This window comes from Colwellia sp. (assembly GCF_013215345.1).
Classification (GTDB): Bacteria; Pseudomonadota; Gammaproteobacteria; order Enterobacterales; family Alteromonadaceae; genus Colwellia.
In genome coordinates, this window is sequence record NZ_JABSOV010000037.1 from 20409 (window position 1) to 34878 (window position 14470).

Annotated in this window: 15 protein-coding genes; 14 read left to right on the forward strand and 1 reads right to left on the reverse strand. The window is 41.8% G+C overall.

Annotated elements, in window-relative coordinates; translation table 11 throughout:
- Nucleotides 1-31 precede the first annotated feature (31 nt).
- Genes HRT50_RS07710 through HRT50_RS07775 form a run of 14 tightly spaced genes read left to right on the forward strand, consistent with a single transcriptional unit; the run spans nucleotide 32 to nucleotide 12701 of the window.
- A complete protein-coding gene (locus HRT50_RS07710; protein WP_291613066.1) occupies nucleotides 32-634 on the forward strand; it encodes a CpaD family pilus assembly lipoprotein in 603 nt (200 codons plus the stop codon).
- On the forward strand, nucleotides 634-1941 hold the full coding sequence (locus HRT50_RS07715) for an AAA family ATPase (protein ID WP_291613068.1): 1308 nt from the start codon (nucleotides 634-636) through the stop codon (nucleotides 1939-1941). The genes HRT50_RS07710 and HRT50_RS07715 overlap by 1 nt, the downstream gene beginning before the upstream one ends.
- On the forward strand, nucleotides 1941-3404 hold the full coding sequence (locus tag HRT50_RS07720) for a CpaF family protein (RefSeq protein ID WP_291613070.1): 1464 nt from the start codon (nucleotides 1941-1943) through the stop codon (nucleotides 3402-3404). The genes HRT50_RS07715 and HRT50_RS07720 overlap by 1 nt, the downstream gene beginning before the upstream one ends.
- Nucleotides 3401-4333, forward strand: a complete 933-nt coding sequence (locus HRT50_RS07725) for a type II secretion system F family protein (RefSeq protein ID WP_291613072.1) — start codon at nucleotides 3401-3403, stop codon at nucleotides 4331-4333. Before HRT50_RS07720 ends, HRT50_RS07725 begins: the two co-directional genes overlap by 4 nt.
- A gap of 11 nt (nucleotides 4334-4344) precedes the next feature.
- The gene (locus tag HRT50_RS07730) at nucleotides 4345-5244 is read left to right on the forward strand and encodes a type II secretion system F family protein (protein ID WP_291613075.1); all 900 of its coding nucleotides are present in this window, start codon (nucleotides 4345-4347) and stop codon (nucleotides 5242-5244) included.
- Complete coding sequence (locus HRT50_RS07735; protein ID WP_291613076.1) at nucleotides 5244-6086, forward strand: lipopolysaccharide assembly protein LapB; 843 nt, start codon at nucleotides 5244-5246, stop codon at nucleotides 6084-6086. The genes HRT50_RS07730 and HRT50_RS07735 overlap by 1 nt, the downstream gene beginning before the upstream one ends.
- On the forward strand, nucleotides 6079-6552 hold the full coding sequence (locus HRT50_RS07740; RefSeq protein ID WP_291613078.1) for a TadE/TadG family type IV pilus assembly protein: 474 nt from the start codon (nucleotides 6079-6081) through the stop codon (nucleotides 6550-6552). The genes HRT50_RS07735 and HRT50_RS07740 overlap by 8 nt, the downstream gene beginning before the upstream one ends.
- Nucleotides 6542-7135: a tight adherence pilus pseudopilin TadF gene (gene tadF / locus HRT50_RS07745; protein ID WP_291613080.1), complete on the forward strand. Its 594-nt coding sequence runs from the start codon at nucleotides 6542-6544 to the stop codon at nucleotides 7133-7135. The genes HRT50_RS07740 and tadF overlap by 11 nt, the downstream gene beginning before the upstream one ends.
- Nucleotides 7125-8450 carry a hypothetical protein gene (locus HRT50_RS07750; protein ID WP_291613082.1) on the forward strand — a complete coding sequence of 442 codons (1326 nt, stop codon included), beginning with the start codon at nucleotides 7125-7127 and terminating at the stop codon, nucleotides 8448-8450. Before tadF ends, HRT50_RS07750 begins: the two co-directional genes overlap by 11 nt.
- Nucleotides 8451-8461: 11 nt before the next feature.
- Nucleotides 8462-8998: a thioredoxin-like domain-containing protein gene (locus HRT50_RS07755; protein WP_291613084.1), complete on the forward strand. Its 537-nt coding sequence runs from the start codon at nucleotides 8462-8464 to the stop codon at nucleotides 8996-8998.
- The gene (locus tag HRT50_RS07760) at nucleotides 8995-9603 is read left to right on the forward strand and encodes a DUF4266 domain-containing protein (protein WP_291613087.1); all 609 of its coding nucleotides are present in this window, start codon (nucleotides 8995-8997) and stop codon (nucleotides 9601-9603) included. Before HRT50_RS07755 ends, HRT50_RS07760 begins: the two co-directional genes overlap by 4 nt.
- A 35-nt stretch (nucleotides 9604-9638) precedes the next feature.
- The gene (locus HRT50_RS07765; protein ID WP_291613089.1) at nucleotides 9639-10859 is read left to right on the forward strand and encodes a DUF3570 domain-containing protein; all 1221 of its coding nucleotides are present in this window, start codon (nucleotides 9639-9641) and stop codon (nucleotides 10857-10859) included.
- 58 nt (nucleotides 10860-10917) lie between these two features.
- Nucleotides 10918-11817 carry an FAD:protein FMN transferase gene (locus HRT50_RS07770; RefSeq protein WP_291613090.1) on the forward strand — a complete coding sequence of 300 codons (900 nt, stop codon included), beginning with the start codon at nucleotides 10918-10920 and terminating at the stop codon, nucleotides 11815-11817.
- Nucleotides 11817-12701 (forward strand): hypothetical protein, encoded by an 885-nt coding sequence (locus tag HRT50_RS07775; RefSeq protein ID WP_291613092.1) that lies wholly within the window; start codon nucleotides 11817-11819, stop codon nucleotides 12699-12701. Before HRT50_RS07770 ends, HRT50_RS07775 begins: the two co-directional genes overlap by 1 nt.
- Before the next feature lie 152 nt (nucleotides 12702-12853).
- Here HRT50_RS07775 and HRT50_RS07780 read toward each other — a convergent pair.
- The coding region (locus HRT50_RS07780) for a DUF1566 domain-containing protein (RefSeq protein WP_291613094.1) at nucleotides 12854-14470 on the reverse strand (1617 nt) is incomplete at its 5' end.

Below are 14470 nucleotides of genomic sequence, written 5' to 3' on the forward strand. Positions count from 1 at the left end.
CGCTGTAACCGCAGCAACAAGAAGATATTTTATGTTATTCCAGACCCCCTTAATGATATTCACAGTTATGCTACTAACTGGCTGTAGTTATACCCTTAGCCAATACACAGATGCGCCAGAAGCAGCCAAAGCCGTAGCGATAGAGCTAGAACTTGTTAATGCTCAACTTGAACTCGCGCCATTAGCTCAAACGCTTAGTGGCCAACAACAAGCGACATTGCACAAATTTATTGCCTTGCAAGGCAATAGCTACCCACAGCGAGTCATAGTTACTGCTAATGAGCAGTTAATTACTCGCCACCAAGAACAATTACGTCAATTGTTATTAACGCTGGGTATACAGGCAAGTAATATTGCTTTTCGTTATAGCGACAAATCTGCTAATAGCTTAATTATTACTAGTGAGTATTTTCGTGCTATTGCGCCAGCATGTCATCGTACTAGTTATGCTGATTTAGGCTGCGCTAGCAGTCGCAACCTCGCCATGATGGTTGCCGATCCAGTGCAATTAATACGCGGCGCTAGCTTAGCGCCAATGGACGGGGTTAAAGCTACGGAGGCGATTAAACGTTATCGTCACCCCACTGAAGCGCCAAAAAGCGAAACCCTAGTTAATTTGACCAAGGTGAAGTAATGACGACTTCAGTAATCAATGCCCCACAAAGTCTTACCCTGCAGAAAAGTCAGCACACAAGTCAGCAACAAGCGGCTAGCTTACTTGCTTTTGTTACCGATAAAAGCAATGAGCTGTTATTGAATAAAGTATTCAGTAATTTTTCAACGTCTATGCAAAGCCTCAATTCAGGCAGACCGGAAAGCGATGGCGGTATCACTAAGGCTATTAATGGCAATATAGACTATGCCATCAACTATTTGCGTGATAATCAATCACCGAAAATTCTTATTGTCGACATAGATGAAGAAGAGCAAGTCATTAGCTCAATAAACGCACTCGCTCACGTATGCGAGCCTGGTACACGTGTATTGGTCATTGGTAGCAGTGATAATGTCGACTTGTATCGTGAACTGAAAAACATGGGTATTGATGATTATTTATGTAAGCCACTAAATCAATCATTGTTGTTGCATGTTTTAGGGCGAGCAACAGGCAAGGTGCACCAAACTGCTAGGGTCGGCAGTGGCAAAAGTATCGCGATTGCCGGCTGTAGTGGTGGTGTAGGGGTTTCTACCATAGCGGCAAATTTAGCTAGAGCATTTGCTAATCATGGCTCTAAAACGTTAGTGACAGATCTTAATTGTTACGGCGGTGATATCGACTTATTACTCAATGCCAGTACCCATGCTGGTGTTGGTTTGGTGACCTTGCTTAATGAACAGAAAAGTATTGATAAGTTATTGATAGAAAGATCTTGTTTGCAAATAGCACCGCGTTTGTATTTATTGAAATCTCTAGGGCAAAAATATCATTTTGACAGCCAAAACTATCAGAAATTAGCGCAAGTTTTGGCGGAAGAGTTTAACTATCTGGTCTGGGATTTACCGGCACATTTACTCAATGAGCCAGGCATTGCCGACACCTTGTTTAATGCCGATGTACAAGTGATAGTTTGTAGTCCCACTTTAGCAAGTTTACGCCAGTGTAAAGCTTTATTAACTCAACTGGGCCAGCAAAGGTATGCACAGCGGACTTTATTGGTGTTAAACCTATTGCACGGCAATAGCGAGCATAGTTTATCGCAAACCATGTTAGAGCAGCACCTAGAACGCAGTTTTGATCATGTACTACCTTATGCGCCGAAAAAGGTGTTGAAAGCGGCAGAGCTGGGTGAGTCGCTATTAAGTGAGGTTCATGGGGTTGGTCGAAGTTTATTGGCACTAAGCAATGATATTTTAGGTGTTAGCCAACAAGCTAATAACTCCTTATTGGCACGCTTTATACCTTTGCGTAGCTGGTATAAAAAAGCCAGAGGTAAAGCCTAATGTTTGGTCGTAAGGTGAGTGAACCTGATAATCAATCCGCTTGCCAGCCTGATAGCGAGGCAGTAACAGCAGCTAAAACTGATACTGTGTTAACAACCGAGCTTCCACAGCTCAGTCGCCAAGTTTTGTCGGCCAATACTCAGGAAGGTATTCAGCAAGGAATTCAACAAAGTCAGCATGATAACAGCAGCGAGGATGTTGAGTTAGATGCACAAGTATATCAAGTGATCCGTGAGCAAATTTTTGCCAGCATAGATCCCTCAGTGGCAACCAAGTTAAAACAAGATGAACTTGCCGAGCGAATTTTACAAGCGGTGACATCCATCGCCAATCAGCAGCGCTTGCCATTAACTTTTCAAGCGCAGCAGCAAATAGCGCAACTATTATTAGCCGATATGATCGGCTTAGGCCCGCTACAGGCATTGCTTGATGATGACAGTGTTAATGATATTTTGATTAATGGCTTTGATAAAGTTTATGTTGAGCGTGGTGGTAAGTTATCACTTACTAAAGCAAAATTTCGAGATGAAAACCATTTATTGCATGTTGCGCGTCGTATCGCCTCGGCGGTTGGGCGTCGTATCGATGAAAGTAAACCTATGGTTGATGCTAGGTTAGCCGATGGCAGTCGGGTCAATATTGTTATTCCACCGCTAAGTTTATCTGGTACCACTATTTCAATCAGAAAATTCTCCACCATGGGCTTGCAGTTAGAACACCTAGCCGAAAAAGGTGCTATGTCTGCTGGCATGGTCACTTTTTTGAAAATCATCAGCCATTGTCGACTCAATATCTTAGTTTCTGGTGGTACCGGTGCCGGTAAAACCACGCTGCTAAATGCCTTGTCTTATCAAATAGATGAGCAAGAGCGTATTGTTACCATCGAAGATGCGGCTGAGTTAAAATTGCAACAAGCCCATGTGGTTACCCTGGAAAGCCGTCCGGCTACTTTAGAGGGGGGCGCAGAAATATCGCTAAGAGAGTTACTTAAAAATGCTCTGCGCATGCGACCAGATCGCATCATCATAGGTGAAGTGCGCGGTGAAGAGGCCTTTGAAATGATGCAGGCAATGAATACCGGTCATGATGGCTCTATGTCTACCTTACATGCTAACTCTGCCCGTGACGCCTTAATTCGATTAGAAAATATGCTGCTGATGGGACAAGTTAATTTACCACCGTTAGCACTTAAAAGGCAGATGAATTCAGCCATTGATATTATTATGCATATTGAACGTATGCGTGATGGCAAGCGCCGTATCACCAGTATTTGTGAGTTGGTTGGCATTGAAGGTGATAACCTATTAGTGCAAGATTTATTTAGCTACAAGTTCAGCCATGAATTAAGCAATGGTGAACTAGATGGTGAATTTATTAGCCATAAAATACAGCCTTATTGTCTGGATAAAGTTCGCTACTTTGGCCTTGAGTCACAACTATTAAAGTCAATGGGATTGTCATGATACTGTTGTTGCTGACTTTTATTTTTTTAGCACTAACTTGTGTCTTTTATTGGCTTAAATACCAACAAGAGCAGCGTTTACATGCAACTCGTATCAAACGCTACCTTAATTTAGCTACGGAAAAGCCTAGTGGTAGCGCTGAGTTATTATTATTCAAAAAAAATAGCCAATACCAAGGCTGGCGGTTGTGGTTATATAGTAACCAACAAAGGTTTGTTGCTGTGATGCCAATGAAATTAGCGAGGCGCCTTGGCTTGGTTGCCGCTTTGTTGGCGCCTGTTTTATGGTGGAGCACCTCTGTATTGCCAATTTACGGACAATTGTTCGTTCTTATTAGCGTTTACCTTAGCGCAAGTCTATTTATTGTCCGCTGGTTACAACACCGGAAATTACAACGCTTTGAAGCTGACTTTCCCACGGCCATTGCCAGTATTAGCCGCGCGGTAAGTGCTGGCGTATCGGTGCCCGCAGCCATTGCTCATGTAAGCCAAGAAATGGCTGGTCCTGTCGGGGAGACCTTTACCCGTATCAATGATTTATTAGCCATAGGTACTTCATTGGAGCAGGCATTACAAGATGCCGCTTTGCGGATACAACTTGCCAGTTTTAAGTTTTTTACCGTGACCTTGTTATTAAATCAACATGCGGGTGGTCAGTTGTCGCAAATATTAAGGCAATTGATGGAGAACTTGCATCAACGTAAAGCCTTGCAGCAAAAGGTTTTAGCCATGACCGCTGAACCGCGCACCTCAGCAAAAATTATTGCGCTAATGCCGCCTATGTTTCTCCTGTTATTTTGGTTCCAAGCCCGATATATTTTTGATTATTTGTTTTCTGACGAACGTGGGCAAGTGATAGCAATTTATTCCTTTATCAGCATAGTTTTAGGGCTTTATATCATAGCAAAAATGAGTAAAGTCGATGAGTAGAGGCCTTAATCTTGGATAATTTATGGATGCTGATCAGTGTATTTCTTTTTATTACCGGTAGTAGTTTAACCTTACTGCTGGCCAAAAAAGCCTTGCGTGAAGAGCTGCAGCAAGAACGATTACAACGGCATATTCACAACACAGTACAAATTTCTGCCAGTGGCGAAGCACTTTTTACCACTAAACAAGAGGTGCATTGGTTAAAAAAAGAAACCGTAAAATTGCAAGCTGCGCTTCATGGCGCTGGTTTATTTCAGCCTAAGGCGCTGGCGTACTTATTACTAACAAAACTGCTATGTGCGCTATTGGCATTTTTATTGGCTTGGTTATTTTTGGGCTACGAAGCGAGCGCAGGTAGTAGCAAGTTATGGTTATTTGCCGGTATGGCTTTTATTGCCAACTTAATCCCAGATTACTATTTAGAGCAAGTACAAAAGCGCAATCAAGCAGAAATAGTTAAAGCTTTGCCGGATAGTTTAGCTTTGTTAGTTATCTGCTTAGAGTCGGGAGCCACCCTCGAACGTGCCCTGACTATTGTCAGTGAGCAATTAGTGGATGTTTATCCTCAACTTTCTAAGCAGTGGCAATTGACCTTGGCACAAATGAAAATTGATCCAGATAAAAAAGTAGCCTTAATAGCATTAGCAGAGCGTAACCAATCAGAAGAAATTAACGCCTTAGTCACGGTCTTGATTCAAGCCGAACGTTTTGGCTCACCGTTGGCACAAACCTTACGCAATTTTTCTGATGAAATTAGAGAGTTGCGTAAGCTAAAGTTGGAAGAAAATATCGCAAAACTCAGCGCTAAAATCACTTTACCTATGCTGTTACTGGTATTTTTTCCCTTGTTACTTATTTTAGTTGCGCCGCAAGTTGCGCTGTTAACTGATGCACTCAAAGGAATGCAATAGTGAATAAAAAATCCATAGTTAAGCAAATGAAAGCTACTCTTTTACTGCTGAATTTCATCATGCTTTTTTTACTCAGCGGCTGTCAAACGCCAGTACCTGAAATAAAAGCTGAATTATCAGAAACCACCTTAGCAAATATTGCTTTGCAAAGTGGTGATATGCGCAGTGCCATTGCCTTATACCAAAAGCTATTGGCGAGTGCAGACAGACAAGTAAGTGAAGACTATTCAGCTAGCGCTGAAGAAACGGCGGAAAGAATTGATGTTTTATTGTCTTTAGCTTCAGCGTATCGCGGTATTGAGCAAAATGAGTTGGCGGTACATTACCTCAAACAAGTCACTGAACTGTCGACCAACAACTTAGCGGCATGGCGTCAACTGGGCTTAAATTATTTAGATCAACAAGACTACCAAGCAGCTGAGCAGGCATTTAGCCAAGCAATTACCATTAATGCTTTTGATATCACCAGTCTCAATGGTTTGGGTGTCAGTTATAGTTGGCAGCATTCTTACCAATCAGCTCATCAATACTTAATGCAAGCACTGGCGTTATCACCTGGCAGTTTAGAGTTTAAAAATAATTTGGCCTTAAATCATATTTTGCGTGAGCAATATTTAGCGGCAATAAAATTATTATTACCCTTATATCGCCAACAGCGTAGTAGTGAAAAAATGCGTAATAACTTGGCCTTTGCTTTAACCCTTAATGGCAATAAAAACCAAGCAAAACGGGTTTTATCTAAAGATTATAACCAAGAGCAAATAGAGCAGAATATAAAATATTATCTGCAATTTAGTCATGCCAGCAAGCTTAATTTAATCACGGAGCAAGACCTTGGTTAGCGCTAATTCTAACTTTAACAGCTTGCTACGCGGTAAAGATAAACAACGGGGCAGCATGATGGTGGAAGTCGCTTTTTTACTGCCGTTTTTTTTATTCATAGTCTTTAGTGCTTTAGAGCTAGCGCGCGGCCTTATCATTTATGCCAGCCTTAATCATGTGCTGAGCGAAGCTGCTCGACAGGTAAAATTATCTACTGCCTCGGGTGCTAATTATCAAAGCGAATTATTGCAAGCAATGAAAGCTAATCCAGCCTCATTATTAGATAGCAGCAAGCTGGTGGTTGAACAGGCAAAATTTTATAGCTCACCAGAGAAACTTGCTGATCAAGAGCCAAGCGATAGTGCTTCAGCTATAGATGCTCCGTTGGCTAAATACACAGTTTCTTATCAAGAGACTTTGCTTAGCCCTTGGTTACAAGATTTATTCCCCTTTAGTGCCGGGATTTTGGTGAAACATGAGCATTAACACTATATCTAACCATCATGGTTTAGCTCAGCAACAAGGCGTTGTGCTGGTTGAGTTTCTTGCAGTACTGCCCTTTTTATTGATGATAGTTTTATTGACCTTTGATTTAACCAGTTATGTGCAAAAGCAGGGTAAGCTTGAGCGCTTAAGTTATAGCTTGGCGACCATTATTAGTCACAGAGAGCAATATTACTCTGAGCTTTCAAGCTCAGGCGAAAAAGTAGTACTGCCACTTAGCCAAGAGCAAGTCACACAATTAACGCGCATTGCCCGCAATGAATTATCCCAAGACGATATCGCGGTGCGGGTTTATGAGTTTAATAATTACCATACCGGTAATGGCGGCGATCCTATTATTTTTAGTCATGGTAGTGGTGGTTGTGCTTGGCGCAGCGCCGGTGCCGTTGCCGAAAGTTTACCGCAAGCAAGTAATGGCAAATCAGAGCCGGGACTTTTCATGGTACAGCTTTGCCAAGACATAAAGGGCACAAGTTTATTTGCCAAGTTCAGCGACTCCAGTGATTTTAGTCATTTATATGCCCGTTCAGTGATGGTGAAAAGGGAGAAACGACATGATGACTAACAGGATGAAAGTCCTACCTTACCGGGTTGACTCTCTAAAAAAACAGCAAGGTATGATTTTTGTTGCCGCATTATTGGTTACCTTGCCGTTAATCGCTTTAGGCGCAATGGCCATTACAGTATCTTTTATTTTTGCGAAACAAATACAGCTTGGCAATGCCAGTGAAGTTGCCAGCATGTATATCGCCTTACGTGACGCCTCACATGAAGATAAGCAAACCGGCTCTGATTTATCGGCAGCAACAGCAATTATCAAGCAATTTAATGGTTTAGCTGATATTGGCACTGACAGTGTGCATATCAGTAATGATAATGGCATTTATCAGTTGAGTATTAGTAGTGACTCTGAATATTTCTTACTGGGCGATCAAGGAGTCATAAGTATAAAAGGTTCAACAAATCTTGTAAGTGGCGTTAACCAACATAACCTAGAACTCAGTATTATTATGGATTACTCCGGCTCTATGTACGGAGAAACCGATGAGATGCAAGCTACGCTGGCGCAATTAACCGATTTACTCACCATAAAAGATGGCAGCTACCAACAAGCAAAAGTTGCCATTACGCCTTTTAGTGATGGTATTACCCTCTCATTGACCAATGATTACTATGAGCAGTCGAATCACTGTTTCGAATACTTGACCAGTAGTGGTAATGACATCTGGAATCCAAATTATCCTTGGATTAGCCAGTACCTAGATTATGCCCAATTACAGCAAACAGTTGATGTCAGTTTAGAAGAAGAGAGCACCGACTCAGGTTGCTCCGGCCCCAATGCTAAGCGAATTTTATTAACCGATGACAGGCAAAAAATAGACCGAGCTATTGTCGATGCAGGCAAAAGCAATGCACCAAGTGGCGGCACCAGTATAGATCAAGGCCTGTTATGGGGCCTGCGTATGTTAACGCCACAGTGGCAAGAATATCAAGAATTCTCCGATGAAGAGTTACCGAGCGAATTTAACCTTGTAGGTACAGAGAAAGTTGTATTGCTCATTTCTGATGGTGACCCAGGCGGCCGTACTCCTTGGTGTAAGTTAATTGAGCAAGAGAGCAGTTACTCTGCGGGCGGCTATGATATTTGTCGTTTAGATAAACTACCGCTGTGCAGTTATATCAAGGAGACCCTTGGTGTACGTATAGTCTCCTTGTATTTTCCTAATAGTTACAACGACCAAGAAGCTGAGCAGCGTATGCGTTACTGCGCCAGTGACAACTCTTTTTATACCGCAAATTACGCCAGTGATTTAAAAGGCGTATTTAAAACAATTATTGATAAATTAAATGACGAACGCACCTTAGTGCTAACCCCTTAATGAGGCCCCAGATGAACAGTAGAACTTTCCCCAATAAGCAATATTTTACCCAACTACCCGTAGATAAAATTATCAATGGCACTATGGCGGTGTTACTTAGTTTAACTTTGTTATTCGCCATGACAGGCACAGCACAGGCATTGCAGCGCGGCGATAGTTTACCGCCAGAGCTAGCCGCTAAACTAGCACTGGATCCCGAAAAAATTACTATGGTTGATTTTTTTGCCTCTTGGTGTGTTTCTTGTCGCATTGAACTGCCTGAAGTTGATCATTTGTCAAAAAAATTAAAAGGTGAAAGCGTTGAGTTTGTTGGTATACAAGTGGATGAAGATGTTGAAGTAGGCGAAAAGTTTTTAAAAGAAATAGCGCTATCGTTCCGTGTTATTGACGATCAAAGCCAGCAAGTAATTGGTGTTTTTGAACCTATTGGTATGCCTGCCTTGTATTACATTCAACACAATAAAGTTTTGGGCATTAGGTTTGGTGCCATCCCTCAAATTGGCGAGGTCATCAAGCAGGATTTAACCCAATTAGGAGCGCTTAAGTGATATTGAAAATTCACCTAGTAATAAGCGCTGCTTTTATGGTCTTCTCCGTGCAAGTTGTCGCCGCAGAAAAGCTAACTTTACTTACTGCTGAGAGACAAGTAAGTAGCGAAGAATCTAGTCATGTGATTGCCCAAGAACCCAGTCAGATAACGAGTAGTGTTAGGGTGGTGAAAAAATACAAAACTAAGGGCCGTACTAGTGCAACAAGTAAATATCCAGCCACTGATGAACATACGGAACAAGGAAGAGAGCAAGGTAAATCGTTAGTAAAAACTACCTTAGCTGAAAAATCAAAAAATGAGGGGAATTCAGTAGGGTCAGCTAAGCAGATCAAACCCTTGCTGGCACTTGTCGCTATTGATCAAAAACCACCGCCATCGGTTAGTCCAGCAGGGCAGTGGTTAAATAAAGGTTTTACTTGGATTGATGATTGGTTTATCGACAAAGAAGTGAAGCCTTGGCAAAAAGCTAAATTAGCTGAGCCTGTTATGTCACCCGCTGGTGTCGCACCAGTGATGAAAAAATTTGCTAGCAAAATATATATTTCAAAAGCTGCCACCTTTGGCGGTGATGGTATTGCCGGTGGAGGTTGTGGCTGTAAATAAACTGAGTTTATTTAGCGCGATTAAAAAGAGAAGTTATGAATAAAAAAATTAAAATCAGTTTACTTAGTTGTACCGCTATTGGCTCTGGTCTAGCTCAAGCTGAGCAAGTATTGTCTTTGCATCAAATGCAATACCAAGAAGATGATGATCGCATTAAGGTTGCGGATACCTCACTGGCGTTGAAATTAGATTTTGGTGTTGATTATAGTTTGGACTTATCACTTGGTTATGACTCGGTTACTGGCGCATCACCAACTTGGCAAATAGCCAATTCGGGGCAGATATCAGCCAACGAAGCTATTTTTCGCCAAAATGAGTTAGAGCAAGCTCAGACGATGACAGATGAAACCTTACTAGGTTATGCCCATGATGTAAGTCAGTACCAAATACAAAGAGTGCCATTAGAAGATACCCGAAAATCAGCAGCAGCAGCGTTAACCATACGCGATGTCTACCGTAATGAATGGGTTCTTGGTCTTGCTCATTCAGAAGAAGATGATTACAAAAGTAGCAGTGTTTCAGCCTCATATTTGTTGTTTTTAGATAAAGGCAAAAACCGCTCGGTTAATATAGGTTTTGCTTACTTAAATGACAAAACTTTAGTGTTTGGCACGGGTTACCAAAGCCGCACCGAGGAAAAAATTCAAGTAATTAACTTTGAAACAGGGCTTACTCAGGTGTTGTCACCAACCAGTGTTTTTGATGTGAAGTTATTTTTCAATCACGATAATGGCTATTTGAGTAACCATTATCTGACCATATTGCGCGGCATAGATATTAATGAAGATGATGTTATTACCGATGACGAGTATTTTTTAGCATCCGATAGCAGACCAGATGTGCGCAATGGTTTTGGTACTAAATTAAGTTACTCCACGCAATTTTGGCCATGGCTTACCGGGCAGTTTAGTTACCGTTATTATCAAGATAGTTGGAGTATAAACTCGCATACCGCTAGTGCAAGTTTAAGTTTTGAAATATTTGATGGCGTATTTATCACCCCTGAATACATTCGTTACCAACAAGGCCAAGCAGAGTTTTATCTTAATCCCAACGTTAAAGAGCCTTATTTTACCGCCAGTGGTGACGGCAGTAATGATACTCGCTTAGGTGACTTTTCTGCTGATACCTATGGTTTGATAATCAGCTATCAAGTGACAAGTGATTGGCAACTTGATTTAGCGGTAAATCGTTACCAACAAAGCAATCAGTTTGCGGCGAGCTGGGCGGTAATGGGAGTGAATTATCGCTTCTAGTAGCCAAGCTGCGGATCGACCTGAGCAAAGACAAATTTATAATTGGCAGTTTTGTGCGATGACGGTTAACTGCCAATTATTATTAGTGGCAAATGATATTGAGCATGCCAATAAAGTTGCCAGTGCGGTGCAAAAACAAACCTTAGCGTTAGAGAAAAAATATAACTTTTATCAAGCAGACTCTTGGTTAAATAAAGCGGTGAATAATCGCGCTTTATCGCAAGTACATCTTGAGCCAGAAAGCTTAGCTATTTTTACCCGTGTTCGTGAATTATCACAAGCAAGCCAAGGGATATTTGATATTTGTGTTGGCACCATTAAAAAAGCAGCAACACAAAGGCCGCAGTTAACTAGAGCGCAACTATTTGCCAAATACCAAGATGCTATGGGCTTGGCTAGCTGGCAAATTAGTGGCAACTTCTTGCAGTTTAATAACAGTCATACTCAGTTTGATCTAGGTGGCGTAGTGAAAGAGTACAGTGTTGACCTGGCTATGGCGCTATGTAAAAAACAGGGCATAACCGCGGGTTTAATTAATTTTGGTGGCGATATTATTTCTTGGGGTCGTAAGCCAGATAATAGCGCCTTTCGCGTCGCTATTCAGCATCCAAAAGTTGTTGATAAAATTTGTGGCAGCATTGCTCTGTCTGATCAGGCTTTAGCTAGCTCAGGACATTATCATCGACAGTTTAATTACGGCGCCGAGCAAGGTTCTCATATTCTTGCTGGTCAAGGTGTTGCCCAACAAGTGTTAGCTGTTTCTGTGTTAAGTCAAAGCGTGCTTACGAGTGGTGTTTTTAGTACGGCACTGAGTATTGAGCCAACGTTAGTTAATAGTCGTTATGCCCAAGAGCATATCAAAGCAATCTTTATCGATGAAGCTATGAACTTTCATCAAGATATTGAATTTTTATCAAATACAGGCTGCATTAAGCACAGCCTCAAGGAAGCCATTTAATGAACCAGAAACAAACGGAAATCACATCATCTCCGTTAACATTAACGCCATTAACATTAGCCCCGTTAGCATTCGCCATTACTCTGGGATTAACACTTGCCAGCCCAAGTTCTGTGCAAGCACAAACGTATCAGCAGCAAGCTTTTTCACAGCAAGACTTTTCAAATAAAGAAAAGTTCTCATGGTCAATTTTTGCTGGTATTACCAATGGTGGAGATACCATAGCCCTTGGTGGTACAGACGTGACTTATAGTCGAGACGGAGAGCAGGTAACCGGTGTTAGTTATAGTGAAAAACTTAAAACGGGCGGCTTTGCCGTATTAGGACTAGGTGCAAACTATTTAATAAACGAACGCTTTAGCATTCAGGTAAACGGTGCGTATCATTGGGATCGTATTAGTGATCCTGATATAAAATTTACACGTCTTGAGCTAGAGCTTATACCTTACTACCAGCTTACTGATACTTTACAGCTTGGCCTAGGGCTTGTTAGTCATCTTAATATTAAGTTAGGCCAGCAATCTACGCCGCTTTTGGTAAAACCGGCACGTAGTGAAGAAGATACTGAATTACGCGTATTTAATGAATTTCCGGAGATGTTAGCACTGCAGGCACAAGGGCTTATTGATGGGCAAGTACGCACTGATGATGACTTAGTTATTAACTCACAAGCTGATTTTAGTACTGCGACAGGTTATTTGGCCTCACTGGTGTATCAGTTACCACAATGGCACAGTAAGGTAGAATTTAGAGCGGTATTTATTGATTATAAAGCCGATGTGACTAGCAATATTGCTAACCCAGAGCAGGTTCTAGACACTAGCACAGGTGAAGTGGCGTTTGATGCCCGCCATGCCGGTATTTATTGGCACTTTGTTTTTTAATTTGCTCTAGTTTTGTTTCGTTTTTTATCAAAAGTCGGCTATATGTCGGCTTTTTTGTCTGTGATTTTTGACTAGTTAAACTGATTTTGATAAAGTTTTAGCCAATAAAAACCCCGAACATGTCGGGGTTTGTTTATTAACAAGTTAAACGGTTATTGAACACAGATAAATGGTTGCTCGGTGTGTAGTTTTTTGCTAGCACTATCGACTGACCAGCTAGGGGTATACCAACTGTCATATCGTATAGAATACGCATAGTTCGGGTGACTCGGGGCTTGTGTTTCTTTAAGCCAATATGAAGCGTTACTATCAAGGCTTAAGCCATTGACAAGGTCCATAATTACAACTCCACTATCTTTTGACACCAACTCAGCCCCATTAGCTTGGCAATCAGCGGTTGCATCGCCATGGTTTTTAGTGGTGCTAGAGAGCGTATAACATAAACCGTCCTGTTCGTAACTTGCACACGTCTTTAATGAAGTAAAATCGATAACAGACGCTAATACATTACCTACTGGTAAATATTGCAGCGGCTGGGCTTTAATCCGTACCTGCACATCACCCGCGGTAATATTTCTATCTCTAAGTGGTTGTGGATTGGCGCTAACGTCTACCCAATTCACCGCGCCATCAATCGTGTATTGATAATTGCTTGGGTTAGCAAAGCCGCTAACATTATCCCAGCCGAAGCTGTTGATGTCAGCGGTGTCAACTACCACGCCATTAGTTGGTGCTGCGGGTACTGGTTTAGTTGGTTCGCTTATCATCATGTAAGTATATTGATAAGGTGGTGCACCATTATAATTTTTGCGCCTGCAGCTAGAGTCTGAGCCACTGATAGCTAAACAAAGGTTGTATGATGATGAATTAAGATCACGAGCTAAGTAATGATCTTTATCGTAATTGTCATCACTAGTCACGGCCCAATGCTGGAAGAAATTATGATTTAGTGGGCTAGCATATAGCTCCTGTAACTGTGCCAAAGTTGGTAATTGCCAATTGGTTTTTCCACATAAGGGTTGTGGTGCAATATTTAGTTCATTAGCAATGTTATTGCTTTCAACTGTGCCATCATCGTTAAGGCCGGTGATTTTAGCGACAGTTTGATAACGGCTGCTGACATCATAGGTTTTTGGCAGTTGCCAAATGAGGCCCGATTGATCTTTGGCGCAATAGGCATCTGCAATATCGGTGACGACATTGCCGTCATTGTCTAATAGCTGTTGCTGTTTTTGACGATATAAACGAGCAAAGGTTAAGTAGTTCTCTTCGCCAAAACCGTCGACCGCATTGCTTAACGTTGTCTCGTCACCATAACCACTATGGTCGCTTTTGTACTGATAAAGCGTATGTTTACTATCTGACGAGGCAGATTGATTGCTCCAATAATAGTAGTAACCAGTGCTCACACCCTGATGATGCGGAAATACCGAACTATCGATGGTGGTATAACTATTAGAGTAGTCGACAGTTGCTAATGATTTGAGCAGATCCATTGTTGGGATAGACCAATCACTAAAGCCACAAATTGCCTCACTGTTGTATAACGCTTGTAAACCACCGGCTTGAGTTAGATTGCGTCCGCTGCTATCAGCATAAGCAACATTATCAACACTGCCTGTGGTGCCCTTTTCCATTAGCGACCAAATACGACTTTTACCTTCATGCCTAAGGTCAGCAACACAGCGCCATCCTTGCTGGAAAGTGGCAGATGTAGGCATATAATGACCCGCTAAATCGAGCTTGGCAAAGTGTGTACCTTCCATGGC